This is a genomic window from Magnetospira sp. QH-2 (assembly GCF_000968135.1).
Taxonomy (GTDB): Bacteria; Pseudomonadota; Alphaproteobacteria; order Rhodospirillales; family Magnetospiraceae; genus Magnetospira.
Genome location: NZ_FO538765.1, coordinates 3077187 through 3101835, shown reverse-complemented (window position 1 = coordinate 3101835; position 24649 = coordinate 3077187). Strand labels below are relative to the sequence as shown.

21 protein-coding genes and 1 tRNA gene are annotated in these 24649 nt (G+C 60.3%); 12 read left to right on the top strand and 10 right to left on the bottom strand.

The window, feature by feature from the left end:
• Positions 1-31 precede the first annotated feature (31 nt).
• Positions 32-108 (bottom strand) — tRNA-Arg (locus MGMAQ_RS14675).
• A 190-nt stretch (positions 109-298) separates the two neighbouring features.
• Here MGMAQ_RS14675 and MGMAQ_RS20480 point away from each other — a divergent pair.
• Positions 299-604, top strand: coding sequence for a bacteriohemerythrin (locus tag MGMAQ_RS20480; RefSeq protein ID WP_158498872.1), 306 nt, complete (start codon positions 299-301; stop codon positions 602-604).
• A 101-nt stretch (positions 605-705) separates the two neighbouring features.
• Here the strand turns inward: MGMAQ_RS20480 and MGMAQ_RS14665 are convergent, their stop codons facing one another.
• On the bottom strand, positions 706-1791 hold the full coding sequence (locus MGMAQ_RS14665) for an SO_0444 family Cu/Zn efflux transporter (RefSeq protein ID WP_046022132.1): 1086 nt from the start codon (positions 1789-1791) through the stop codon (positions 706-708).
• Between the two features lie 159 nt (positions 1792-1950).
• Here MGMAQ_RS14665 and MGMAQ_RS14660 point away from each other — a divergent pair, with 159 nt between their 5' ends.
• Positions 1951-2331: a hypothetical protein gene (locus MGMAQ_RS14660; RefSeq protein WP_148560982.1), complete on the top strand. Its 381-nt coding sequence runs from the start codon at positions 1951-1953 to the stop codon at positions 2329-2331.
• Between the two features lie 4 nt (positions 2332-2335).
• On the opposite strand, the gene MGMAQ_RS14655 is transcribed toward MGMAQ_RS14660, so the two are convergent.
• Positions 2336-4012 (bottom strand): peptidoglycan-binding protein, encoded by a 1677-nt coding sequence (locus MGMAQ_RS14655; RefSeq protein WP_046022130.1) that lies wholly within the window; start codon positions 4010-4012, stop codon positions 2336-2338.
• A gap of 76 nt (positions 4013-4088) precedes the next feature.
• Between MGMAQ_RS14655 and MGMAQ_RS14650 the strand changes: the two genes are divergently transcribed.
• Positions 4089-5054 (top strand): homoserine kinase, encoded by a 966-nt coding sequence (locus MGMAQ_RS14650; protein WP_046022129.1) that lies wholly within the window; start codon positions 4089-4091, stop codon positions 5052-5054.
• Positions 5020-5523, top strand: a complete 504-nt coding sequence (rnhA, locus tag MGMAQ_RS14645; protein ID WP_371258359.1) for a ribonuclease HI — start codon at positions 5020-5022, stop codon at positions 5521-5523. The genes MGMAQ_RS14650 and rnhA overlap by 35 nt, the downstream gene beginning before the upstream one ends.
• On the opposite strand, the gene MGMAQ_RS14640 is transcribed toward rnhA, so the two are convergent.
• The 3 genes from MGMAQ_RS14640 to MGMAQ_RS14630 are packed head-to-tail and all read right to left on the bottom strand — an operon-like array spanning position 5516 to position 10102.
• Entirely contained in the window at positions 5516-7813 is a 2298-nt protein-coding gene (locus tag MGMAQ_RS14640) for a hypothetical protein (RefSeq protein ID WP_046022128.1), read from the bottom strand. The two genes, rnhA and MGMAQ_RS14640, sit on opposite strands and share 8 nt — an antisense overlap.
• Positions 7810-8358, bottom strand: coding sequence for a hypothetical protein (locus tag MGMAQ_RS14635; RefSeq protein ID WP_148560981.1), 549 nt, complete (start codon positions 8356-8358; stop codon positions 7810-7812). The genes MGMAQ_RS14640 and MGMAQ_RS14635 overlap by 4 nt, the downstream gene beginning before the upstream one ends.
• Positions 8359-8395: 37 nt before the next feature.
• Positions 8396-10102, bottom strand: a complete 1707-nt coding sequence (locus MGMAQ_RS14630) for a FecR domain-containing protein (RefSeq protein ID WP_082085462.1) — start codon at positions 10100-10102, stop codon at positions 8396-8398.
• Positions 10103-10144: 42 nt separating this feature from the next.
• Here MGMAQ_RS14630 and MGMAQ_RS14625 point away from each other — a divergent pair, with 42 nt between their 5' ends.
• Genes MGMAQ_RS14625 through MGMAQ_RS14605 form a run of 5 tightly spaced genes read left to right on the top strand, consistent with a single transcriptional unit; the run spans position 10145 to position 15815 of the window.
• Positions 10145-11971 carry an ABC transporter ATP-binding protein gene (locus MGMAQ_RS14625; protein ID WP_046023374.1) on the top strand — a complete coding sequence of 609 codons (1827 nt, stop codon included), beginning with the start codon at positions 10145-10147 and terminating at the stop codon, positions 11969-11971.
• Positions 11968-12672 carry a lysophospholipid acyltransferase family protein gene (locus MGMAQ_RS14620; RefSeq protein ID WP_148560980.1) on the top strand — a complete coding sequence of 235 codons (705 nt, stop codon included), beginning with the start codon at positions 11968-11970 and terminating at the stop codon, positions 12670-12672. Before MGMAQ_RS14625 ends, MGMAQ_RS14620 begins: the two co-directional genes overlap by 4 nt.
• Positions 12669-13958 carry a 3-deoxy-D-manno-octulosonic acid transferase gene (locus MGMAQ_RS14615; RefSeq protein ID WP_046022124.1) on the top strand — a complete coding sequence of 430 codons (1290 nt, stop codon included), beginning with the start codon at positions 12669-12671 and terminating at the stop codon, positions 13956-13958. The genes MGMAQ_RS14620 and MGMAQ_RS14615 overlap by 4 nt, the downstream gene beginning before the upstream one ends.
• Complete coding sequence (gene lpxK, locus MGMAQ_RS14610; protein ID WP_046022123.1) at positions 13945-14928, top strand: tetraacyldisaccharide 4'-kinase; 984 nt, start codon at positions 13945-13947, stop codon at positions 14926-14928. Before MGMAQ_RS14615 ends, lpxK begins: the two co-directional genes overlap by 14 nt.
• The gene (locus MGMAQ_RS14605) at positions 14925-15815 is read left to right on the top strand and encodes a lauroyl acyltransferase (protein WP_252508638.1); all 891 of its coding nucleotides are present in this window, start codon (positions 14925-14927) and stop codon (positions 15813-15815) included. The genes lpxK and MGMAQ_RS14605 overlap by 4 nt, the downstream gene beginning before the upstream one ends.
• On the opposite strand, the gene MGMAQ_RS14600 is transcribed toward MGMAQ_RS14605, so the two are convergent.
• On the bottom strand, positions 15812-16621 hold the full coding sequence (locus tag MGMAQ_RS14600; protein ID WP_052716422.1) for a M23 family metallopeptidase: 810 nt from the start codon (positions 16619-16621) through the stop codon (positions 15812-15814). The two genes, MGMAQ_RS14605 and MGMAQ_RS14600, sit on opposite strands and share 4 nt — an antisense overlap.
• Entirely contained in the window at positions 16621-18033 is a 1413-nt protein-coding gene (xseA, locus tag MGMAQ_RS14595; protein ID WP_046022122.1) for an exodeoxyribonuclease VII large subunit, read from the bottom strand. Before xseA ends, MGMAQ_RS14600 begins: the two co-directional genes overlap by 1 nt.
• A 58-nt stretch (positions 18034-18091) precedes the next feature.
• Between xseA and purD the strand changes: the two genes are divergently transcribed.
• The 3 genes from purD to MGMAQ_RS14580 all read left to right on the top strand — a co-directional run bounded on the left by purD (position 18092) and on the right by MGMAQ_RS14580 (position 21442).
• On the top strand, positions 18092-19366 hold the full coding sequence (gene purD / locus MGMAQ_RS14590) for a phosphoribosylamine--glycine ligase (RefSeq protein ID WP_046022121.1): 1275 nt from the start codon (positions 18092-18094) through the stop codon (positions 19364-19366).
• 4 nt (positions 19367-19370) lie between these two features.
• Positions 19371-19925 carry a hypothetical protein gene (locus MGMAQ_RS14585; RefSeq protein WP_046022120.1) on the top strand — a complete coding sequence of 185 codons (555 nt, stop codon included), beginning with the start codon at positions 19371-19373 and terminating at the stop codon, positions 19923-19925.
• A gap of 263 nt (positions 19926-20188) precedes the next feature.
• Entirely contained in the window at positions 20189-21442 is a 1254-nt protein-coding gene (locus MGMAQ_RS14580; RefSeq protein ID WP_046022119.1) for a DEAD/DEAH box helicase, read from the top strand.
• A 226-nt stretch (positions 21443-21668) separates the two neighbouring features.
• Here the strand turns inward: MGMAQ_RS14580 and MGMAQ_RS14575 are convergent, their stop codons facing one another.
• Both MGMAQ_RS14575 and MGMAQ_RS14570 read right to left on the bottom strand, forming a co-directional pair.
• On the bottom strand, positions 21669-23345 hold the full coding sequence (locus tag MGMAQ_RS14575; RefSeq protein WP_148560979.1) for a monovalent cation:proton antiporter-2 (CPA2) family protein: 1677 nt from the start codon (positions 23343-23345) through the stop codon (positions 21669-21671).
• Positions 23346-23448: 103 nt separating this feature from the next.
• Complete coding sequence (locus MGMAQ_RS14570; RefSeq protein WP_046022118.1) at positions 23449-24570, bottom strand: GNAT family N-acetyltransferase; 1122 nt, start codon at positions 24568-24570, stop codon at positions 23449-23451.
• Between the last annotated feature and the right edge of the window lie 79 nt (positions 24571-24649).

The window sequence follows — 24649 nt, the reverse complement described above, 5'->3', positions numbered from 1 at the left end:
CTGCGACTTTTTCAGCAGCCTGTTAAGGCAATGGCGCGCCCGGAGGGATTCGAACCCCCGACCCCAAGATTAGGAATCTTGTGCTCTATCCTACTGAGCTACGGGCGCTGAGCCAGTCCGTTGATACAGGCTTTCCCCCATCACATCAATCCTTCGGCGAGGCCGCTTGGAGAGGTTGGGTCATTCGGTCAAATACCGTGATCTGGGTTTTGACAGGATGCCCGATTTTAGGTTACACCATTGCATAGACAAAAATTTTGGCACCGACGACAATCCAAATGACGAGGTAGCAGGGGCGATGCCCAGGTTTATCTGGAAAGACAGCTATCTAACCGGTCATCCGATGATTGACCGGCAGCATAAACAATTGCTCGAATTGGCCAACCATCTCTACAAGGCAGTCCACGAGCAAAAGGATAAATTGATCCTAAAGGAAGCCTTTAACGCCTTGCTGCTCTACACCCAGCACCATTTTGAGGCAGAAGAAGAGGCTTTCGCCGAACAGGGTTTTCCGCTGTTGGATGCCCATCGTGAACTGCATACGGAACTGGTGGAAGAGGTGCGCAGCCTGTGGCGCGAGGACCTCATGGGTTCGTGGACATGATCGGTCCGACCCTGGAAAATTGGGTGGAAACGCGCCTTGTACGACACATGATCGTCGAGGATCAGCGAACGGTTAATTCCCTCAATACGGAATAGCCTGCGTTACTCGGCGGCGGCGGTCTTTTGCTTGGAAGGCACCATAGCGGTCAATTTCGGCCAGGCCACGGCGATCATCAGCAAGACACCGGACGCCCAGGCAATCCAAAGCGGCACGATCTCAGTGGCGGCCTGGATATCGGCGACGATATCGATGCCCATGCGGTTGGCGATCAAATCGACAGCGAACCCGGCCACGATGGCCGTGGCAATGATCCCACCCAAATAGACCATCAAGGCTTGATTGCCCATTTCCTTGCGCACCACGCCGATGGTGGCCATGTTGGTGGCCGGTCCGGCGAGCAGGAATACCAAGGTAGCTCCAGGCGACACACCCGCCATCAGCAATCCGGCGGCGATGGGCGTCGCGGCGGTGGCGCAGACATACATGGGGATGGATATGATCACCATGATGGTCATGCCCATCAATCCGGTACCCCATTGGGTCAGTGCCTGAGGCGGCACAAATGCAGCGACAGCGGCGGCTGCCAGAAAGCCGAACACCAGCCAGGGCGTGATATCTTGCAGAATATCGGTAAGGGCATAGCGCACACCGGCAACCGTGCGGGCCACCACGGAATTCTTTTCGGCAGCCGGTGCCGCGTCCGAACCGCAGCATCCGGTGGAGCAGCTGGCTTCGGTGGGTTGTCCGGCAAGGGGCAGGGGCGTGGCGGTCTTTTCCGGCTCACGCGGTAAGATCATCATCATCAGGCCGGTCACAATGGCGCTGAACAGGGCGCCAACGGGTCGCGCCACGGTCATGAAGGGACCGAGCAGGACATAGGAAATGGCAATGGAATCGGCCCCGGTTTCGGGCGTCGATACCAAGAACGACGTGGTTGCCTCGCGGCTCGCGCCGGCCCGGCGAAGGCCGATGGCGGCGGGCAGCACGCCACAGGAGCAAAGCGGTAGCGGGGCCCCGATCACGGCGGCTGTCACCGTCGGCTTCAATCCGCGTCCACCCAGCCAGCGTTTGATACCGTCCTCGGGAAACCAGGCTTTGATGGCGCCCGCGATGACCAATCCGAACAGCAGCCAGGGAGCGGCCTCCAGATACAAGTGCATAAGCTGGTCGAGAAACAGGCTGGCCATGATTCGGGTCTTTCAAAAGAGACAATGCTGCGCCGCATTGTACGGATCTGCTTATCGCGAGTCATTATCAAAATCACAAACTGTAATGGGCCTCGTTAACCCTTTTATAAGGCAGCGCCTTTAGTCTCGATCCTGGTGCATTTTTTTCCGAGGTGATCGATGCAGCCGGGAAGCGACCCGACACTGACGCCCAGCATGAATGGCGGCCTGGCGCCATCCATGGGCTCGTCCGACCTGTTCGGCGAGGCAACGAGCCTGCCCTATGGGCAACGGCCACCGACACCCGAACCCGTCCCGGTCCGGCTGTCGGTCCGTGTGGACGGCGATGTGCTGCTGCTGCGTCTGTTCAATGCCGAGTCACCGGCAGACGAGATCCATGCGGAATTGACTCCCGACCATGCCTTGCTGTTGGCCGAGCGTTTGGTGACGGCCTCGATCTCCCTGCCCACGTTGGCCAACCGGGGGGCGGTGAAGCAGTTTCTATTGCGGCTGGTCACAGCGCTGACTCACTGGCTGCGCTATTTCCATTCCGGTCGTTGACCATCTACTTTTCAAGATCCACCAAAGCTGATGCCAGCTTGGCCAAGGCCCGGGCGCGACCCCAGGCATTGCCCATGTCGGCGGCCACGCTCAACCCCTTTCGGAACGACCGGTGGGCGGCGGGCACATCGCCTTTGAGCATGCGGGAACTGGTGAGTTCAGCAAACATCCAGACTCGCGAGAGGCGGCTGCGGATGGTTTCAGAGGTTTGCTCTGCCCGCAACCGGACATCCGGCAGAGCATCAGCTTCGTGATGGTCGGCCAGCACACCGCTTAAGGCCCAAAGAGCTTCCGCTTTTAGGCGAGGGTCCTCGATCCGCTCCATGGTTTCCAATACCGTCACCACGTCATAGGCCTTGGTGGTGGCCAGCATTTCGATCATTGCCAGGACCGCACGGCTGGCCGCATAGGCCTTGGCATAAGGGAATTCGATGGCATCAACTTCGCTAAGCGCCCGATCGAGGGTCGCGCGGGCGGAAGTTAGAGCCCCGGCCTTTGCTTGGGAAAGGGCGATCTGAGCCAGCACGCTGGGCCGATAGCGTTCGGCAACAATTGTTTCAGCGGTAATCAAGGCGGCATCCGTCTGGCCCTTCCGAGCCTGGGCCATGGCCGCAGCAATCAACACAGCGGTTCGTTCGCTGCTATCGGTCATTTCATCAAGGAGGGATAAGGCCCTTTCCGGGTGCCCCATATCGGCCAGTGCGGCGGCAATTCGGCGCAGGGACGGCTGGAGGATGTCTTTGTTCTCAGGCCGCCGGGCCATCTTTTCCGCCCGCTGGAGAATGTGATCCGCATCACCCACCGCGCCTTGAAGGGCCTGGGTCACGGCCAAACGGGTCATCAACGCGATACGCCGGTCTTGATCGCTGATCGATTCCAAGGAGGCGTGAACCAGCGACAGGGGGCCCCGGTCTTTCGACTCATTGGCGATGGCGGTCAAGGCCTCGGCGCGGCGGAGGGGATCAGGGATGATCGCCGCGGCTTCCAGAGCTTCGTCGATGCGGCCTGCGGCGGCGCGGGCGATGGCGATATCGCGCAAAGACCGCATGACCAGCCGGGGATCACCGATGCGGCGCAGGGTCTCCGTGGCAGCCTCGGCCAACCCCGCCTTGGCCTGTGCCACCAGCACTTCGCCCAGCGCCCAGAAGCGCAATTCGTCCCGGGATACGGCCTTGGTGCTCTCGGCGGCTTCCCCCAATAGACAGGCCGGTGTGGGGGCGCTGAAACAAGCCGTCGTGTCACGGGTTGGGTCCGCGATCTCGGCCCCGTCGGGAAGCGCGTCCAGCAAATGGCGCGTGGCCGGATTGTCGAGCAGGGATTTGCGGGCGTTTTCAATGTTGGTGGAGCGCGCTTTTTCCAAGCGCTGCAACAGATTGCGGATTTGGAAGGCCGTCTCGATATGCTGGGCCAGTTCCTCGCTGACCGCGCCGTCCTCTTTCAGTCCGGACCGTCGCTGGTAGGCGCGGATTGCACGGGCGGTGGGAGCCCCCATCAAGCCATTGATGGGACCCTTGTATAGGCCTTCGTCGGCGAGGGCCTGCTGCACCCGGACGACCAGAGGGTCTGACAGCAGAAAGTCATTGCGCGGAGGGGAAGGGGGCAGACCAATGGGCTTGGCGGCCCAGGCAATGGGCGGGGCCAAAAGCGATAACATCAACAAAGCGGCGAGCAAGCGCACCATCGGACTCCAATCATATCTACCCCCAATATCGTCCGACAGCCTGGACCTGGCAAGGGATCGGCGTTAGGTAATCGCCATGGCCGTTTTTACCGATCCCTCCGACCGTGATCTGCATGCCTTCCTGGCCCGGTATTCCGTGGGTGATTTGCGGTCCCGCCAGGGGATCGCGGAAGGCAATGAAAACAGCAATTTCCTACTCGAAATCGGGCGGGAAAAGCTGATTCTCACCTTGTTCGAAAAGCGCGTGTCAGAAAACGATCTGCCGTTTTTCATGCGCTTGATGAAAGGTCTGGCCGCGCATGGGATCGTGTGCCCCCGACCGCTGGTCGGCGATGATGGCAAGGTGATTCGGCCCCTGGCAGACAAACCAGCGGTGCTGGTCTCCTATCTTGAGGGGACCTGGCCCCGTGAAATCACCCATGCCCATTGCCGGGCGGTGGGCGAGGCTCTGGCGCGGTTGCATTTGGCCGGACAGGAACTGTCCTTGGCCCGGGCCAATGATTTGGGGCCCGCGGCCTGGCCGGGAATGCTGTCGCTCTCCAGGGTCCAGGCCGAAGCGGTTCGTCCTGGATGGTTTGGAGAACTGGAGCACGAGACAACGCTTTGCGCCGCCCATTGGCCGGACGGTTTGCCGCGTGGCCTCATCCATGCGGACCTGTTTCCCGACAACGTCTTTTTCCTTGGTGACCAAATCTCGGGATTGATCGATTTCTATTTCGCCTGTACCGACTTGCTGGCCTATGACATCGCCATCTGTCTCAATGCCTGGTGCTTTGATCATCAAGACCACTGGCAAGCGGAACGGGGACGAGCCTTTTTAGAGGGTTATCAATCGATCCGATCCCTGGAACCAGGGGAATGGGAGGCCTTGCCCTGGCTGGCACGGGGCGCCGCCCTGCGTTTCCTGCTGACCCGCTTGCAAGATTGGCGGCAAGAGGACGACGGCCTATTGGTGACCCGCAAGGATCCCGAGGAGTATTGGCGAAAACTGTTGTTTCATCGCAAGCATGCCGATGAGTGGAGGAAAGATCTTGGAGTCTAAGCGGGTGGAAATCTATACGGACGGGGCCTGTTCCGGGAACCCCGGGCCAGGCGGCTGGGGGGTTGTGCTGCGCTGGCAGGGTACCGAAAAGGAATTGTATGGCGGCGAGCCCGAGACCACCAACAACCGCATGGAACTGACCGCCGCGATCGAGGCCTTGGAAACCTTGAAGCGACCGGTCTCGGTGGATCTGTTTACCGACAGCACCTATGTGCGCGATGGCATCACCAAATGGATTCATGGCTGGAAGGCCAATGGCTGGCGCACGGCCGCCAAGAAGCCGGTGAAGAACCAGGATCTGTGGGAGCGGTTGGATCAGGCCATGGCCCGACATCAAGTAGACTGGCACTGGGTCAAGGGGCATGCCGGACACCCCGAAAACGAACGGGCGGACGCTTTGGCCCGCCTCGGTGTTGCCGAAGTCGCCCCCGATCCGCAGATCGAGGGCGTTTCTTGGGATATTACTTGATGTTGGTCAGGCCCCAGACCGGCTGAGACTTGGCCGGGAAACTCGGCGCATTGACGATTTCCATGCGGACGTCGTTGTCCAGGCGGCGCGGGACGCCGAACCGGATGACTTGACCATCGCGCTGCCATTCGACGATACGGCGGAAGGTTCCGTTCCGCAGGTCGGTGGCAATGGTCGCCATGAAGAACCCATCCTCGTAGATCTCGGTCGGGCTCCCATAAAGGGCCAGCAAGTCGGCCAGAACACGGGCATAGCTGCGCTGCATGCCGGCAACGTTTGTGGTATCATCAAACTCGATGATGGCTCCCGTGCCGGTGACCTTGCCGCCTTCATGCAGCACCACCAGGCGTTGGCGTTCGCTCAGCGACGGGATCATCTGGCTCTCATAGAGATTTGCGCCGGACTGCGAGGCGCCTGAGCCGAAACCATCGTCAGCCAGCAATTTGAAAGCATCGGCCGCCGGGCTGCCCAGGGCAATGGATCCGACGCGAATATCGGACCCGGTGCCGCTCAGGGGGGCCGTGGTGAGGGCTCTCGCCGCCGCCGCTTCCTCTGCTGCCTTGGACGGTTTGTCGTAGTTGTAGCGCCAGACAAAGGCCACCCGGGTCTGATCCGTATTGTCGTTAAGGTCGATGTCCCGATTCAGGTAGTCGGCTTCCAGACGAAACACGTGCGGGCCCATGTTGTACGCATAGGCCCCGCTAAAGGTCCAATCGACCGTGTCCGTATCCCCACTATCCTTGGCGTTCTGGTAATAGAAGCCGAAATTGGCGTTCAGGGTTTCATTGCCGCGAGTCAAATTGAAGCCCACAGAGGGTTGATAGTCGTCATTGTCCACGTCCTGTCCGTCGGCGGTGCGCAGGATCAGTCCCGGCGTAACGGTGCCGGACCACTTGCGGAAAGTCATGGCGTGATCGGCGCTCAACGAGATTTCTTTGGACAGCAGGGTGGATTGAGTAATGATGTTGTGATTGTCCTGCAGTTTGAATCCGAAGCGCCCGGTCCAGTCTCGCGGCAGGGGCGTGTTCAAATTCAAGTCAGCCACGCGCAACACGGCTTGTGTGCCGATAGTGGAATCCGCTGTCCGACGGCGATATAGGTCCAATGCCCCCGTCACGTTCCCCCATTCGGGCTTGAAGTAGGTGAGCAGCGGGCCGGTAAAGGTGACCCCATCCGTGATGGTCTGTGTCTGATTGCCAGAGCTTTCCGCTGTCCGATACCGCGTATCGCGCAAACGCATGCGGACACCCTTTTCGAAACGCCATCCACCATGCAACTCGGTTCCCTTGAAATCAGAGGTCACCGAAGAGGCTCCGAGCGGAGCAAAATCATTGGTGTTGGTTTCAAAACGAGCCCGATAGTCCAACGGGATATTGGGGGCGCTGCCGGTCAGCTGGAAGAATGTCCCCTGACCGAACTGGTCTCGATCAAGGCTGTCATCGCTGTTGAGCTCATGGTCGCCGGTCATGGCGGCCATCTCACCCTCTAAGGTGAGTTGATGTCCCATCGGGCCGGTGAAATCCTTGCTTCCGGCGATGCTGAAAACATCCTGCGTGCGATTATTGATAAACCCTTCAAGCGGTTGTTTTGGGCGCAGGTTGCGGACCCAGTTTACCGACCAGGTCCCATAGTCCGCCTGGTTAGCACCGATGCGAGTGGCATCTACAAGCCAAGAGCCGCCAAAGTAAAAGTCGTCGTTGAAATTGTCGCGGTCCCATCGAGTCACGCCGCTGGCGGCCAAAAGCTGAACCGAATGCTGTTCACCGCGCCAGCTTTCCGTGGGCTGCAATTCGACACTGCCGCCCTTCAGGGAGGTTTGCAAGGTCCGGTTGGTGAACTCACCGTAGAAGTTTCCCAATTCCAACCGGTTGGGGATCTTGGATTCGCCATTTTCCTTGAGAATACTAATTCTTTCCGGAACGAAACCGTACTCCCGATGCCGATAATCGCTGAGATTATAGACGCCGGAAAACTGTGTCCGCAGGCGGTGGAACGGAGAGTATTCCCGCGTCCCTACGAGATTGAATTCGTAATAGCCATGAGAGCCGGTGTCTTGATAGGGCCCGAGGCTGGTGTTGCCGGACAGGGGATAGGCCTCATAGGCCAAACCGGAATCATAGTGGATATCCCAGTCATCGAAAATCGAGTAGTTGAAGAGGTAATCGCCGGGCTCATAGATTTCTTTATACCACGCGTAGTTCGGCTCGGCTGCCCGGGCTTCGCTGCCGACGATCAGTCCGAGGACCGCGGCGGCCCCCCAAATTCCGTTTATTCTTCGTAACTGCGTCATCGACTATACCCCTGATTGATGTCGATGATGAACTCATTGGTACCATCGACGGTCTTCAGTCCACCGGTGTTCGTATAGGTCACCCGAATTTCCACTTCCACCGCAACGCGGTCGCGAACCATGACCTTGGTACCCGCATCATCTCTTTTGGTGATGTTCCGGGAGATCGGCTGCAGACCGTTGATGCGAACCACTTCCATTCGGGCATTGTTCGGTAGCTGGCTGAGCGAATCCTGGAGCCGTCCCAACCCGGCAAACGTCGGAGACAGGATTCCGCTGAAAGCGGGCGTATTCCATTTGGCCGCCATGTCCCTTACCGCCTTGTCAACCACGGTTCGGTCGATGTTCTTGGGAATACCCGTGAAATCGGTAATATCGCCAGGAGCCGTGATGGCCCCACCAGAAAGTCCCTTATGGGGCGAGAAAATACGCCGCAAGGTGCGCATTTCCCCAGCGTCAGCAGGGGCAATGGCGTCGAAGACGATGAGGCCAGTGAACGCGCCCAGGGCCACAAGCGATGCGATAACGGAGCGACGACGTTTCATTGTGCAACTGCAAGACATGGTCATGCGTCTCCCGTCCTTAATTTATCTGTTCCCAATCGGTGACGCAGCCTTGGCTACCAATCATTTGGCCACTGGCATCGAACGTTCCGACGGAGGTTGTGAAGGTGCCCGTGACGACAGTGGAGCCACTCGAGGATGTCTGGTTAAAGCTGCATGATGAACTGCAAGAGCAATAACCGGATGACCCGCCCAAATCGAAACAGGCAAAGGTATGGTTGCCCGTAATGCTCGATCCAGCATCCAGGGTACCGTCATCATTGATCACAAAGTAATAACCGCTGCCCGATTGAGAGACACAGAACGGCAACTCAACACCCGCATCGGACGGCACGATGCCGGTCGGGTCCAAAGTGGTCGGATTGTAGCCCGCGATGTTACGCATATCGTGCAGCAAGGCGGTGCTTTGACCGTCCGGACGGAAGGGCGGCAGCGCTCCCGGACCGGCACCGCCGGTATCCCCAGGCGCCAGCAGCAAGGAGTTGTTGATGATCACCGAGCGCAGTCCCTGCAAGTACGTGCCCACGGCCGGGTTTTGATTGACCAGGTTCTGGACGGCGGCGGAATCCTCAAGGGCCTTCATATCGGCGCCCGCACGATCGACGGATTGCTGCAGGGCATCTCTGGCTCCCGGCGTCGCTGTCGGTCCACCATCCATGACCGCCTTGCCGGCCGATTCCAACTGATCCAATTCAGCCAACAAGCGATCTAGAACGGCACCTTCCGGCGTGCCTTGGAGTTGCTGTTTTAGCTGATTCTCGATCTGACCGGTTTCACCGAATTCTTCAATTTCCTTGTTCGCCTCACGAACGCCTTGGAAGCGCTGCTGATCGGCAGGCGTGACCGAGGAGACGGTGATTGGATTGGTCGGCGAATCGGTTTCGGCTTTTTGCCCGGCGTTGATCACCTGGGAATCGGCGGTATTGAACACACGCGCCGATCCCGATTGGGCGGCGGCGGTGTTGAGCTCGCCGACCGGGGCAGCGGAAACGTTCTTCACAGTGCCTCGGATCCCGATGTTCATGACGGGTGTGCGAATGGTCATGCCTTCGGCGGTGTTGCGTGTAATGGCGCCGGAGGCGAAAGCAAAGAGGCCGCGTACCGCGTTCAAGGCGATTCGCCCGGTACCTTGCGCCGGGTCATAGACCATTTCGTCGATCGTCATCATGGAGTTTTCGTCCATGTTGAAGGTGCTGCCGTCCGTGAACACCACACCCAGTTTACCGCCGATGCCGGTTTGCAGCGTATCGCCCTGATGGATCGGGTCTTCCTTTTTCAATAGGACGACATCACCGGCGCGGGCCGCATCGACGCGCCCTTTAACCAGCTTAACCACGCCGATCACGGCTTCTTTTGCCGCTGTTTGAGCCCAACTGGCCGTGGGGGCGGCAACTGCGGCGACAAAGGCCACAAGAAGGAACAGCACAAGGCCCTGATTGAGGCCCGGATACCCGATCCGGCGCGCAAGCGGCGCCCGTGAGGGGGTATGGCATAATCTTGTTCCGACCATGGTCTTCCTTCCCGCATTCGTCCCGTTTTCAAACAGGTTCAACGCCGGGGCGCGATCACACGACCCAGGCAATCCCTGCCACAAGTGACCACAGTGTAGATATGGGTATCGTACAAAGCGACCGCCAGTTGGGGGTTTCTGCAAAAATATCACGAAGTGTTGCCGTGCAGTCACAGATAGGAGGGCAGCGATCCGTTTGACCGGGCGGGTGGTCATGCTATGGTCCGCCACCGTTTCGCCAGTAGAGAAAACCGTTCCTTGTCCGAACCCGAAAGCAGTGCTCGAACCAAAGACCCCAACGCCACATCCGTCTTGCTGGGGCGGTTGCTGCGTGAAAATGTCGCACCTTATAAATGGTGGATATTCTGGGCACTTTTGTTCATGGCCGTGGTGGCGGCCAGCACGGGCCTCACGGCCTACCTGTTGGATCCGGTTATTACTTATATCTTTGACGAGAAGCGTCATGACCTGGTTTGGCCGCTGGTGGCGGCGATCCTGGCGACCTTTGTTGTCAAAGGCGGTGCCAACTATATGCAGACTTTGTTGATGTCGCGCGTCGGGCTGCGCATCATCGCCGATAATCAGAACCGTCTTTTCCGTCATCTGGCTCGAATGGATCTGACGTTTTTCCATGCCAATCCGACCGGCACGCTGGTTTCGCGTTTCACCGTCGATATCGCCCAGATGCGGGTCGCGGTATCCAACGGACTGACCGCCCTGGGCAAGGATTTGTTGACCTTAATCGCGCTGGTTGGGGTGATGTTTTACGAAGACTGGCAATTGTCGTTGATTGCGCTGGTGGCCTTTCCCACCGCCATCTATCCCATCGCCCGGTTGGGCAAGCGCATGCGCAAGGTCACGGCCAACAACCAGCAGGAGATGGGCCTTTTGACCACGACCTTGGAACAAAGCTTCCAGGGCATCCGCGTGGTTAAGGCCTATGGCATGGAAGACTACGAGACGGAACGGGTGGTGACCTTAACGGACCGCATCTATGCCCTGGCGGTCAAGGCCGCCAGTACCCGGGCCTTTTCCAGCCCCATCATGGAGACTCTGGGCGGGCTGGCGGTGGCGGCGGTGATCGCTTATGCGGGCAATCGGGTGATCCACGAGGATATGCGCTCGGGTGCCTTGATCGCCTTCATTGCTGCGTTGTTGATGGCCTATGAGCCCATGAAGCGGCTAGCCAATCTGAATGCCTCGTTGCAAGAGGGTCTGGCCGGGGCGCAGCGCATGTTCCAGTTGCTGGACAATCCATCGGATCTGGTCGAGGCGGTGGACGCCAAGGACTTGGATGTCGCGGGCGGCTCTGTCTCCTTGGAAAAGGTCCGGTTCAGCTATGATGGTGAAAACAATGCCCTGGACGGCCTATCCCTTGAGGTGCCGGCTGGATCAACGGTGGCACTGGTCGGACCGTCCGGCGCGGGTAAGTCGACGGTGCTTAACCTGATTCCCAGGTTTTATGATCTCAATAGTGGTCGGGTGGTCATCGACGGCCAGGATATCAAGGATGTGACCTTCACGTCCCTGCGCGGGGCCATGGCCCTGGTCAGCCAGGAAATCACCCTGTTCGATGATACGGTGCGCGCCAATATCGCCTATGGCCGCTTCGGCGCCTCGGAAGAAGACATCCAACTCGCCGCAAGTCACGCCGCGGCACACGACTTTATCCTCAAGCTGCCACAAGGCTACGACACCATGGTCGGCGAGCAAGGGGTAAAGCTGTCGGGCGGGCAGCGGCAACGCTTGGCCATCGCCCGCGCCATGCTCAAGAATGCCCCGATCCTGTTGCTGGACGAAGCCACGTCGGCGCTGGATACGGAATCCGAACGCCAGGTCCAAGCCGCCCTGGATGAGCTCATGAAGGATCGGACCACATTGGTTATCGCCCATCGCCTGTCCACTGTCGTGCAGGCTGATTTGATCCATGTGGTCGACCGGGGCCGGGTGGTGGAATCCGGCACACATGACCAATTGCTGGCCGCGGACGGAATCTATGCCCGGCTCTATGCGCTGCAGTTTGACGAGCGCGAGGAAGCCGTGGTCGAAACAGATCCCGAGGTTGTCGGAGATGACACACCGTGAGGCCGCTCAAACGGATGCTCAAGAATGATCGGGTCCAGCGGGTCCTCTGTTGGTTCGGGGCGGGGGTCATCAAGCTGTTGCATGCCAGCGGCCGCTGGGAGATTCGCGGCGAGGAGATCGGCGAGCGCTTACATGCTCAGGGCAAACCCTTCATCGGCTGCTTCTGGCACGGCCGCCTGCTGATGATGCCCTTTGCCTGGCGCCACGCAAATCAAGCCCATATGCTCATTTCGCGGCATCGTGACGGGCTATTGATTTCCAGGGTGATCAGCCATCTGGGCATCCAGACCGTGTCTGGCTCCAGTTCGCGCGGTGGTGCATCGGCCCTGCGGTCGATTCTCGCTATTCTCAAGGACGGAGGGTATGTCTGTTTCACCCCCGATGGCCCCCGTGGACCCCGAATGCGGGCCAGCATCGGTGTGGTGCAGGCCGCCCGGTTGAGCGGGTCGCCGGTCATCCCGGTAAGCTACTCGGTGCGTCGGGGTAAGACTCTGAAGAGCTGGGACCGATTTTTGCTGCCGCGCTTTTTCACCCGGGGGGTGATCTTATGGGGAGAGCCCATCGATGTGGCCAAAGACGCCGACGAGAGTGAGTTGGAGACCTGTCGCAAACAGGTGGAAGATAGCCTCAATGCCCTGACAGAGGAGGCCGATCGTTTGTGCGGACGAGAGCCGGTCCGACCGGCGGAGGTGGCGGCATGATGCTGACCGTCTATCGCTGGGCGACCCGTTTCATGGGGCCGGCCATCTATTGGCACCTGATCCGCCGCCGGGCGCGGGGCAAAGAAGATGCCGCCCGCTTCAAGGAACGATTGGGGCATCCGGGCCGCGCCCGTCCCGAGGGACCGTTGGTATGGATTCACGCGGCTTCGGTGGGGGAATCCCTCTCGGTGCTGCCGTTGATTTCGGCCTTGTTGGAGGCAAAACCCGATCTGTCGGTCATGGTGACCACCGGGACGGTGACCTCGGCTCGCTTGCTGGGTGATCGACTACCGGATCGCGCCTTCCACCACTATGTCCCGGTGGATCGTCCCCGTTGGGTGGCGCGGTTCATTGAGCACTGGCGCCCGGATTTGGCCCTATGGGCTGAGTCCGAGTTTTGGCCCAATCTGGTGGATCAGGCGGAAAGGCGCGGCGTGCCTATGGTTTTGATCAATGGTCGTATCTCCGACCGGTCATTCGAACGGTGGCAACGCTTCCCACGCAGTATCGCCCAATTGCTCGGCGGGTTCAGCCTTTGTCTCGGGCAATCCGAATTGGATGCCGAGCGGTTGCGGGTTCTGGGGGCCAAGGAAGCCCATTGCGATGGCAACCTGAAATACGCGTCTCCGCCGCTGCCTGTGGACCAAGCCGCCCTCGACGATCTTCGTCGAAGTGTGGCTGATCGACCCCTTTGGCTGGCGGCCAGTACCCATCCGGGCGAAGAGGCGGCGGTGGGCCGCTGCCACCAGGCTTTGGCCAACCAATACCCGGAGGTGCTGACGGTGGTGGTGCCGCGCCATCCGGAGAGGGGGGCGGACGCGGCGAACGACTTGACCGCCAATGGTCTAAGGGTGGCGCGGCGGTCCCTGGGGGAGAAGCCAGGACCAGAGACGCAGATATACATGGCTGATACCATGGGTGAACTGGGGCTATTCTTCCGGCTATGTCCATTGGTGTTTATCGGCAAGTCGTTGATTGGTCGCGGTGGTCAGAACCCGTTGGAGCCCGCGCGGCTGGGCTGTGCCATCGTGGTCGGCCCCCACATGGGTAACTTCGTGACGGTGACCGAGGACCTGATAGCGACCGGCGGATGTCTGTCGGTGGATGACGAGGTGATGTTGGCCGAAACCATAGGTCGCCTCCTGGGCGATTCGAACAGAGTTGCGGAGATCGGTGAGGCCGCGCGGCGGGAAGCGCAAGGCAAGGCATCGGTCCTTCCCGACATCATGCATCGATTGACGCCTGTTTTGGAGGCGTTGGGGGAGAACGGGCATGCGGCCTCCTGATTTTTGGACCCGGCCCGGCGACAGCCTGGGGTCCTTGCTCCTGATGCCGCTGTCGGCTCTTTACCGTAAGGCGGGTCAACGCCGGTTGGCTTCGACGACCCCCTTCAAGGCTTCGGTACCCGTCATCTGTATTGGAAATCTGACCCTGGGTGGGGCCGGAAAGACGCCCGTGGCGCTGTCCCTATCCCGCCGCCTTACAGCGCTTGGCTATCACCCGCAGATCCTCTCGCGGGGCTATGGTGGTCGAGAAAAGGGGCCGTTGCGGGTTGACCCCGAGCGCCATTCAGCCGCGGATGTGGGCGACGAACCGCTATTGTTGGCCCGTGCGGCTCCCACCTGGGTTTCCGTCGACCGGCCCGCCGGAGCCCGGGCAGCCATGACGGCGGGCGCCGATCTGCTGATCATGGATGATGGCTTTCAAAACCCGTCTCTCCATAAGGACCTGTCGTTGATCGTCGTGGATGGTGGTAGCGGGTTCGGCAATGGCCGGGTGTTTCCGGCCGGGCCCCTGCGAGAGATGCCCGCCGATGGTTTAGCCAGGGCCCAAGGTGTTGTGCTGATCGGCGGAGACTCAAGGGGTATCGCCGAGCAAGTGACGCCCCTTCCGTTGTTTCATGGTCATTATCGACCCCGCGAACCCATGGATGAATTGGATGGTCTCAGTGTCGTCGCCTTCGCGGGAATCGGTCGTCCGGATAAATTCTTTGATACGCTGCGTGATCTGGGGTGCCGGATTGTGGAATCGCGGGCCTTCGCCGATCATCACCCCTATAAGGACAGCGAGATCCATGATCTGTGTGATCTGGCGGAACGCGAAGGCGCGGTGATGATGACCACGGCCAAGGATCATGTGCGATTGTCTCCGACGTGGCGGAGCCGGGTTCAGGTAGTGGAAGTGGACCTGAGTTGGGAAAACCAATCCGCCCTCGACGATTGGCTGACCACAGGGCTTGGAGACCAATTACCGTGAGCCTGAAGACCCATTTTGTGCAACCCTTGGAAGCCGTCGTGGTTTGGCTGCTGTGGCATGGATTGCGATGGATCCCGGTTGATATTTCATCGGCGGTGCTTGGCCGACTTGCCGCTTGGCTGGGACCGAAACTTCCCGTGACCCGCAGGGCTCGGAACAACATAGGCGCGGCCTTCCCGCAAATGAGTGAGAACGAGAGAGAAGCCACTTTGCGGGAAATGTGGGAGAATTTGGGGCGGACGGTCGCCGAGCACCCGCATCTCGACCGGCTGAGGATCTTTGGTCCAGAGGCCGACGGACGGATCGAGGTGGTGGGCAGCGAAAACCTGGACCTGATGCGCGATGATAGCCGCGAAGGCCTGTTCTTTTCCGGCCACTTGGCCAATTGGGAGGTCATTTCCATTGTCGCTGCGCAGCGCGGGATCGTCATTGATGTTGTCTATCGGGCGGCGAATAATCCCCATATGGACTGGTTATACCAAAAAGGCCGGGCGCCGATCGGCGGCCAGCTCATACCCAAGGGCCCAAAGGGCGCGCGGATACTATTGAAGGCTCTCCGCGACGGGCGCCATGTGGGTATGTTGGTGGATCAGAAAATGAATGACGGCATCGCGGTTCCTTTTTTTGGCCGTGACGCCATGACCGCTCCTGCCCTTGCGGAATTGGCGCTGAAGTACAATTGCCCGGTTATTCCCAGCCGCACGGAACGGATTGGCGGCGCGCGATTCCGCTGCACCTTTTTTCCGCCCATGGAAATCAACCATACGGGAAACCGGTCCGCCGACGTGGCCGAGTTTATGACCCGGGTCAACGCCTTGCTGGAAAGCTGGATCCGGGAACGGCCCGGTCAATGGCTTTGGCTGCACAACCGCTGGCCCAAAAATTAGGGCATTTCGCCGACCAGCAACTGCGGATCCACATGGGTGGCGAACAGGCTGACCCCCCAATGCAGATGCGGCCCGGTGGCGCGCCCGGTACTGCCGACCGTACCCAGGATCTGGCCCTTGGTCAGGCGTTGGCCTTCGGTGACCAGCAGGCTGTCCATGTGGATATAGACGCTGGTCAGGCCATGGCCGTGGTCCAGCATCACCGTCTTGCCCGTATAGAACATGTCGTCATGCACCAAAGCCACCACCCCATCGGCGCAGGCGCCGATGGGCGTGCCGCGTGGGGCGGCGATATCGACCCCATTGTGAGGGTTTTTCGGCTTTCCGTTCAAAATTCTCTGGCTGCCGAAGACTCCACTGATCGGTCCGGCTACCGGCCATTGAAATCCCGAGGTGAACATGGGCTCCGCGCCGTCGATCTTGCGTACTTGCTTGATCAAGGCGCCTTCGGCCTTGATGCGGTCCCAGTCCATTTTCGGTGGCGTGACCTTCTTTGATGGCAATCCATCAATAGCCTGGATTTTCCAGTCCCGGGCCGCCACATGGAATTGGCGCACCGACTTGCCGCCGTCTCGACCGATGATCTCGATCCGGCTTTCCGGCTTGGCGTCTCGTCCATATGCCAGCAGAAAGGTGCCATCCGCCGCCACCCGCACCGTTCGACCATCCTGCGAAACCCGAGAGCCGGGAGGTGCCTGACCGATGACCAGACCACCCTGGGAAAAGGTCCCATTAAAGACGGTTTCAGCCCCGGCGGGGGGGCCAAAGACCAGGAAGACAAATACCATCAGAACCCAGAGGCGCATTAGAATAGGTCCCCCTGATCCACGGATTTCTTGGATTTACGCTTGGGTTTCTTCGGCGGCGGTCCGCCGGTGGCAACGGCGGCCAGATCGCCATCTTGGAAGGTGACGGTCAGGGCTTGCCCGGAGGCGATGCCGGAGATTGAGGTCAATGGCTTGCCATGTTCATCCCGCACCAGGGTGAAGCCCCGTTCCAAAACCTTTTGATAGGAATAGCTGTCGAGCAATTTGCCCAGATGGGTGAGCCAGGTTTCCGGCTCCCGCAACAAGTTGCGTCCCACCGCGTCCAATGCCCGGCCTTCGGCTTTCAGCCGGGCTTCGGACTCGGTCAGGCGGGGGCGGGGATCGGGCAGCCGGGCGGCCCATTGGGCCAGGCTGGCCTGCTTGCGGTCGAGCCAGGTGGCCAGGCCCTGGTCCAGCCGTTCGGCCCGGTCATCCAACCGTTGGGCCAGGTCATCCAGCCGCCGCCGGGGATCGATCAATCCCCGGGCCAAACCTTCGAGCTTGCTTTCTTGGCTATCGAGCAGGCGGGTCATGGCGGCAACCAACCGGGCGCCGTCGTCGAGCACCTGGGCCAGCAACTCGCCGCGTACCGGGACCGCCAGTTCGGCGGCGGCGGTGGGAGTGGGCGCGCGCAGGTCGGCGGCGAAATCGATCAAGGTGGTATCGGTCTCATGGCCGACGGCGGAAATCAGCGGGATATCCGAGGCGGCGGCGGCCCTGACCACCACTTCCTCGTTGAAGGCCATCAGGTCTTCCAATGATCCGCCGCCCCGGGCGACGATAATCACGTCCGGGCGCGGCGGGTCGCCATCTTCCACCAGCCTGTTGAAGCCTTCAATGGCGGCGGCCACCTGTTCGGCGGCGGCATCGCCCTGCACCACCACCGGCCAGAGGGAAACCGGGCAGGGAAAGCGGTCGGAAAGCCGATGCAGGATATCGCGGAGGACCGCGCCGGTGGGCGAGGTGACAATACCGATGCGTCGGGGCAGGAAAGGGGGTTCCTCCTTGGCGTCTTGGTCGAACAGGCCTTCGGCGGCCAGCTTTCGCCGCCGGTCCTCCAACAGTTTGAGCAGCGCCCCTTCGCCCGCCAATTCCAGCGACTCGATGACGATCTGATATTTGGACCGGCCGGGATAGGTGGTCAGGCGTCCGGTGGCGATCACTTCCATGCCGTCTTCGGGCTGCAAACCCAGGCGGGAAGCGGTGCCGCGCCAACAGACCGCGTCCATCACCGCGTCCTCGTCCTTGAGGGCCATATAGAGGTGTCCCGAGGCGGCGCGCTTGAATCCGGAGATTTCTCCACGCACCCGAACCAGGGCGAAAGCGTCTTCCACCGTGCGTTTCAGGGCGCTCGATAGCTCGCCGACACTAAAGACCGGAAGGTTGCCGCCTATTTCTTCATTGTCCATCATGGGGAATTCCGTAACATGCGGGAATGGGGCATCGCAATAACGAGGAGAAAAACCCACCATGAAGGTTCTGGTCGTCGGATCGGGGGGGCGCGAGCACGCCCTGTGCTGGGCCATCGCCCAATCACCCAAATGCGAACAGCTGTTCTGCGCGCCTGGCAACGCTGGAATTGCCGCCGTGGCCGAATGTGTGGATGTGGCGTCGGACGACGTGGCCGGTGTGGTTTCCTTTGCCAAGAAGAACAAGATCGACTTCGTGGTCATTGGCCCGGAAGCGCCATTGGTAGCGGGACTGGCCGACAAATTGGAAAAAGCCGGGATCACCGCCTTTGGCCCCAGCGCGGCGGCGGCCCGCATCGAAGGCTCCAAGGCCTTCATGAAGGACCTCTGCGCCAAGTACGACATTCCGACAGCGAAATTCGAGAGTTTTGACGAATGCGATGGAGCCAAGGAGTACATCCGTGCTCAGGGTGCCCCCATCGTCATCAAAGCCGACGGGTTGGCGGCGGGTAAGGGAGTCATCCTGTGCCGCAATCTCAACGAAGCCTTCGCCGGCATCGACCATATTCTGAGCGAACGCTCCTTTGGTGAGGCCGGCGACAGTGTGGTGGTGGAGGAATTCCTCACCGGCGAGGAAGTCAGCTTCTTTGCCTTGGTAGATGGCAAGACGGCACTGCCCTTGGTATCGGCCCAGGACCACAAGGCGGCCTATGATGGCGACGAGGGCCCCAACACCGGCGGTATGGGCGCCTATACCCCGGCGCCGGTGATGACCCCCGAGATCCAGGAACAGGTGATGCGCACCATCATCCAGCCGACAGTGGATGGCATGGTTGCCGAAGGCATGCCCTATAAGGGGGTTCTGTTCGCCGGTCTGATGATCGAAGGCGGCGTCCCCAAGCTGCTCGAATATAATGTCCGTTTTGGCGACCCGGAATGCCAGCCCATGATGATGCGGCTGCAATCAAACGCCCTGGAGATGCTGTTGGCTTGCGCCGAGGAGCGGCTGAGCGACCTGGATCTGCAATGGCGGGATGAGACGGCCATGGTCGTTGTGATGGCCGCCAAGGGCTATCCAGGGGCCTATGACAAGGGCTCGGAGATCCGTGGCCTGGACGAGGCCGGAGCGGATGACGCAGTGACCGTGTTCCATGCCGGGACCCAGGCCGATGGCGACAAGGTTGTTGCCGTGGGTGGGCGCGTGCTTGGTGTAACGGCCATTGGCAAGGATGTGGCCGAGGCCCAAAAGACCGCCTATGCCGCGGTCGACAAGATTGATTGGCCCGAAGGGTTCTGCCGCCGGGATATCGGCTGGCGGGCGCTCAAACGGTCTTGAGGCCATGACCGAGAAAACCGCGCCGGAGCCCAAGCGGCAAGCCAGTGGGGCCCTGTCGCAGATTTCCATGTCCTACGTGCCGTTGGAAGATCGGGCACAGTTGATCCTGATTGTCGATAACGGACCGGACATGCGGTTCTGGATCACCCGCCGGTTTGCCCGTGGCCTTTGGGGCGTACTGCTCAAGGGTATGGAGATCTTTCCCGACCTGAAGCGGGTGGTCAACGAAGATGCCCGCCAGGCCATGATGTCCATGCGCCATCACGACGCCCTGCAGCAAAGCGACTTTGCGACCCCGCGCCAGGAGAACTCGGATCTGCCCAAGCGCGTGCCGATGCTGGTGGGGGCCGGTGTGAAGCCCACCGAAACCGACGGAGTTATCACCCTGACCCTGAAAACCCGCAGCCGCAAGGCCATTAACCTCAATCTGGACGAGCGCCTGCTGCATGCCCTATGCCATCTTTTGGTGGAGACCGCCGTCGGTGCCGAGTGGGATCTGGACCTGACCGTCGGTGACGGAGTGCTGGCGGCTGGAGAGGGGGGCAAAGTGCTTCATTGATTGAATTCCCTTGACTTCGACCAGCCCAAGACCATTTATCACGGTAAGCGACACTCCCTTCGCGGTCCCTGTTTCGACCGCGCCTCGACCATGAGATCGACGGTCGACCTCCAATCTTTCCGATAGATGTGGGCGTTTCGTGAGGCCGGTTAGCGCTCCTGGCGCGCCGTGTCGACCACGCTTGCATGATGCATGCACTCCCACCGGTCCTTGAAGGAACGGCGGGTTTTTTGACGTATTCGATCGAGAAAGAAAGACGATTTATGACTGATTTTTCCAGCCTCGCCCTGGCGCAGCCCATTTTGCGCGCCGTGGCTGACGAAGGCTATGTTTCCGCCACGCCCATTCAAAGCATGGCCATCCCTTCGTTGCTCGAAGGCCACGACTTGTTGGGCGTCGCCCAGACCGGTACCGGCAAGACCGCGGCCTTCTCCTTGCCATTATTGAACCATTTGGCCAAAAACCACCACAAGCCGCAACGCAATCATCCCCGGGCCTTGATCCTGGCACCGACCCGCGAACTGGCCGGGCAGATCGGTGAGAGCCTGCGGACCTATGGCGCGCATTTGAATCTGCGCTCGACGGTGGTGTTCGGTGGTACCTCCATCCGGCCGCAGATTCAGGCCATGAACAACGGCGTGCATGCCCTGGTGGCCACCCCCGGGCGGCTGCTTGATCTGATGAATCAGCGTCATGTGAAGCTTGATCAAGTGGAAGTGTTCATCCTCGACGAGGCCGACCGCATGCTCGACATGGGCTTTATCCGCGACGTGCGGAAGATCTCTGCCCTTCTGCCCAAGAAGCGTCAGACGGTGCTGTTCTCGGCCACCATGCCCAAAACGGTGCAGGGACTGGCCGACAGCCTTTTGGTGCATCCGGTGCATGTGGAGGTGGCCCCGACCGCCACTACCGCCGAGCGGGTGGTGCAACGGGTGCTGTTTGTGCCCAAGGACAAGAAGAGAGCCTTGCTCAGTGAGCTGCTCAATGATCCCGATATCAAGCGTGTGCTGGTCTTTACCCGCACCAAGCATGGTGCCGACCGGGTGACCAAGCACCTGAACCGGGAAGGGGTCCATGCCGACGCCATCCACGGCAACAAGGCGCAGAATGCCCGCCTCCGGGCCCTCAAATCCTTTCGCTCCGGGCAGATCCGAGCCCTGGTGGCCACCGATATCGCCGCCCGTGGCATTGATGTGGACGGGGTCACCCATGTGATCAATTTCGACCTGCCCAACGAGCCGGAAAGCTATGTGCACCGCATCGGCCGCACCGCCCGGGCCGGCGCCGACGGGGTCGCCATTTCATTCTGCGATCACGACGAACGAGCCTATCTGCGCGACATTGAAAAAACCATCCGCAAGAATGTGCCGGTATTCGAGGATCATCCCTTTCACACCCCCGAAATCGCCAGCAAGCCCGGCAAGACCAAGAGCCGCCCGCAGCAACCGGCCAAGCGCCGCCCGCGTCGCCGCAATCCGCAGCGGGGCAAGGGAGGCGCGCCGGGCAAGGCGGCTTAACAGGCTGCTGAAAAAGTCCGATTTCGAGCGCGTGGCGACACATGGTTCGACAAGCCCAGCATGAGGGCCTTTGAATTTTCAACATGTTAGCCTCACCCTGAGCTTGTCGAAGGGCGAGGCGGGCCGTAGGACAACACTTTTTCAGCAGCCTGCCTTTCGCGTTTAATATGACCCATTGTGATGGCCTCCGGTGGCCGCCCGCGGCGTCAAGCTCCCTCACCGATGCCTAACTTTGAAGGCGTCGGAACGCCTCCACCAAGGAGCCGATCTCGTCCGTTGAGCGTTTTTCGTGGGTCAGCGTGATGCGGGCCAGTTCGATGCTGGTTTCCAAGGTTTCCGACACGGCCACATTGGCGCCCAGTTGACGGAGTTTGCGGCAGCGTTCCGCATTGTGGCCGCGGGCGAGAATGGTCAGGTCAGGGAAGTTCTGCCGCAACGTGGTCACCAGCCGTTCGGCCACCTGTCGATCATCCAAGGCGACAATGGCGGTGCGCGCCTGATCGAGGCCCAGCGTTCGCAGTACCATGGTTTGCTCGGCATCGCCGTAGAAGACCGGCTGACCCAGGGCGTGGCCTTTCGCGATAACCGACGGATCCTTATCCATGGCGACGAAAGGGACCTCGGCGGCGGCCAACAACTGGCCGATACGGTGGCCCATGCGGCCGAAGCCAATGATCACCACCGATTTTGAAACGGGATCGCTCACGGTTTCGGGATCCGGTGCCAAGGGGGCCGGTCCGGTCTCCGACTTTCTCAGTCCGTCAGCGAACTTGGCCATCAAAGGCGTGATCAGCATGCTCAGCATGGCCATGAGCAGCAGCACCTGGAATAAATGGGTGGGCAGAAGCCCGGCGGCAAATGCGGCCGTGAAGACCACCAATGCAAACTCGCCGCTCTGAGACAGGATCATTGCCACAGAAAGAGCGCTCTTTCCGCCAAGGCCGAACAGTAGTCCCAGGGGCCAGATTATTAGCGTTTTTAGAACCATCAGACCAATAACAAGGCCAAGGGCGCCCATGGGATTGCCCAGCAGCTCCGTCAGGTCGAGAGTCATGCCCATGGACATGAAGAATAATCCCAGGAACAGACCCCGGAAGGGCTGCGTTTCGGCGACGATCTGATGCCGGAAGGCCGAATCCGCGATCAACAGTCCGGCCAGGAAGGCGCCCATGGCCATGGAGAGGCCGATATGTTCCATGACCAGCGACGTGGCCAGAACGATCAACAGGGCAAAGGCCGTAAAGACCTCCGGGCTGTGGGATTTGGCGACAAGATGGAGTAGGGAATGGAGAAACAGACGGCCAATGAGAACCACCAAACCAATGATCAGCACCGCCTCGCCAAGGGCCAGGGCGATATCGGCTGTTAGGGAGAGTTCCGGCGCCATCAAAAGGGAAACCAAGGCCAACAGCGGCACCACGGCCAGATCCTGAAGCAGCAAGATGGCGATGGAGGCGCGGCCTTGTTTGGAGGTGAGCATGCGGCGCTCGGTCAGCAATTGCAGTACGAAGGCGGTTGAAGAGAGGGCCAGTGCGGGCCCGACCAAAGCGGCGGTTCGAATCGGAATGCCGAACAGGAAATGGGCCAAGGCCACGAAAACCAAACTCGTGCAGACGAACTGCAAGGTGCCCAATCCGAATAACAAGCGCCGCATCATCCAAAGGCGGTTGGGGTTGAGCTCGATGCCGATGATGAACAGCAGCAGCACCACGCCCAACTCAGAAAGATGGCCAATTTCCGTGACATTGTTGATCAGTTTGAGGCCATGAGGCCCAACCAGCACACCGGCGAGGATGAAGCCCGAAACCGCTCCCATGCGCAGGTGCTGAAAAACCGGAACCGCGACAACCGCCGCGGCGAGCAGGATCGCAATGTCTGTCAGGAAGTTGATCGTGCCTGTCACCGTCTATTGCCTGTCTGGGTTCGCTTTGCGGGTCTTTAGGATATCCTATAAAGCGATACCGAGGGAGCGGATTCGAACGCTGTCCGGTTGAGCCCGGCAAGCGCTAGTGCAAGGTCGTGCCAGGCAGGGCGCGGACGAAGGACAGCAGGTGACTGTCGTGGGCGACCTTGGGCTCCAGCCGTTCGCGCAGCTTGGCCAGGGACTGCATATGGGCCGCGTCAGTGAGACCGGCGTGGGTCAGCATGTAGCGCATGATGATTACATAGGAGGCCAGCAGGTCGGTACGGCCCTGGGCGGCCAATTGGTCGAGACGGGAGGCCTGCTCCCCGTCGGTGAGCACCGGTGGTGGCCCGACGGCGAGGGCGTAGGCGGTTTTGTGTGCCTTGTTCCAATAGTCCCAATCGCCGAACTGGTTTTCGAGGATTTCCAGCGAGCGGGTTTCCGCATTGCCCGGTGGCATGTGCAGCAGGCCTTCCAGGCTATCCTCCTCGCGGAAGATCTCCATGTCGTGATCCCGGGCCAGATGGATCATGCTCCGGTTGGAGGTCATGCAGACCGCGTGCAGACTGGTGGCCTGATGGTTGCGTGCCCAAAGGATGGCCCGCTCCATCAGGTGGTGGGCGATGCCATGATGCCGGGCGCTTTCCAAGACACTGATGCCTATTTCCACCATGCGTTCCGCATCTTTGTCGATGAGTCCCACATGGGCTGCGCCGTCCAACGCCACTGCTTCGTTGAAATGACCGATAACCGCATCCTTTTCCCCCAGGGAGGCCGTGTAGCTGTCAATCCAGTAATCGGATCGATCATTCCAAAATCGCCTCACGCGATCCGCGCTATCCAGATTCTTCAGGTGTGCGGCGAATAGTGGGTATTCCTCCGGCTCAAGAATGCGAATGGCGCGCGAGGCGGCGATCCGCCACAGCCGGCGCACCTGATTGCAATTGAGCGGTTGCGAGGGGATGAGAGAGAAGGGCGAACTGCCCCGTAGCCAGTCGGCATGGGGGTTGTCGAGCACGATCTCGCGGCGGATGCAATGCAGTGGCGAATCCAAAAGCCGTTTCCAGGTATCCACAAAGGCCGGGCGAAAGCTGCATTTTGTCCAGGCGTGCAAAACGTTGCGGGCTTCGTCCAAGTAACCCGGTCGGGCCTTCAGCGCTCGGGCCATCACCCGGTGATGGGCGAGTTTCAGACGGGTATTGGCCCATTCCTTGTTCGCGTCCACGCAACCCTCCCCCGACCAAGCGGTCGGCCTCGTTGCGTTCACACTGGCGGCCTTGAGTCATCTTGACCGCCGGACTGAT

Bases quoted from the DNA above. Each gene is read 5' to 3' on its own strand.
- MGMAQ_RS14580 (WP_046022119.1), top strand. From the start codon at position 20,189: ATGACTGATTTTTCCAGCCTCGCCCTGGCGCAGCCCATTTTGCGCGCC.
- MGMAQ_RS14665 (WP_046022132.1), bottom strand. From the start codon at position 1,791: ATGGCCAGCCTGTTTCTCGACCAGCTTATGCACTTGTATCTGGAGGCC.
- rnhA (WP_371258359.1), top strand. From the start codon at position 5,020: ATGCCGATGAGTGGAGGAAAGATCTTGGAGTCTAAGCGGGTGGAAATC.
- MGMAQ_RS14630 (WP_082085462.1), bottom strand. From the start codon at position 10,102: ATGACCACCCGCCCGGTCAAACGGATCGCTGCCCTCCTATCTGTGACT.
- MGMAQ_RS14660 (WP_148560982.1), top strand. From the start codon at position 1,951: ATGCAGCCGGGAAGCGACCCGACACTGACGCCCAGCATGAATGGCGGC.
- MGMAQ_RS14640 (WP_046022128.1), bottom strand. From the start codon at position 7,813: ATGACGCAGTTACGAAGAATAAACGGAATTTGGGGGGCCGCCGCGGTC.
- MGMAQ_RS20480 (WP_158498872.1), top strand. From the start codon at position 299: ATGCCCAGGTTTATCTGGAAAGACAGCTATCTAACCGGTCATCCGATG.
- xseA (WP_046022122.1), bottom strand. From the start codon at position 18,033: ATGATGGACAATGAAGAAATAGGCGGCAACCTTCCGGTCTTTAGTGTC.
- MGMAQ_RS14615 (WP_046022124.1), top strand. From the start codon at position 12,669: ATGATGCTGACCGTCTATCGCTGGGCGACCCGTTTCATGGGGCCGGCC.
- lpxK (WP_046022123.1), top strand. From the start codon at position 13,945: ATGCGGCCTCCTGATTTTTGGACCCGGCCCGGCGACAGCCTGGGGTCC.
- MGMAQ_RS14600 (WP_052716422.1), bottom strand. From the start codon at position 16,621: ATGCGCCTCTGGGTTCTGATGGTATTTGTCTTCCTGGTCTTTGGCCCC.
- MGMAQ_RS14585 (WP_046022120.1), top strand. From the start codon at position 19,371: ATGACCGAGAAAACCGCGCCGGAGCCCAAGCGGCAAGCCAGTGGGGCC.
- MGMAQ_RS14655 (WP_046022130.1), bottom strand. From the start codon at position 4,012: ATGGTGCGCTTGCTCGCCGCTTTGTTGATGTTATCGCTTTTGGCCCCG.
- MGMAQ_RS14635 (WP_148560981.1), bottom strand. From the start codon at position 8,358: ATGAAACGTCGTCGCTCCGTTATCGCATCGCTTGTGGCCCTGGGCGCG.
- MGMAQ_RS14650 (WP_046022129.1), top strand. From the start codon at position 4,089: ATGGCCGTTTTTACCGATCCCTCCGACCGTGATCTGCATGCCTTCCTG.
- purD (WP_046022121.1), top strand. From the start codon at position 18,092: ATGAAGGTTCTGGTCGTCGGATCGGGGGGGCGCGAGCACGCCCTGTGC.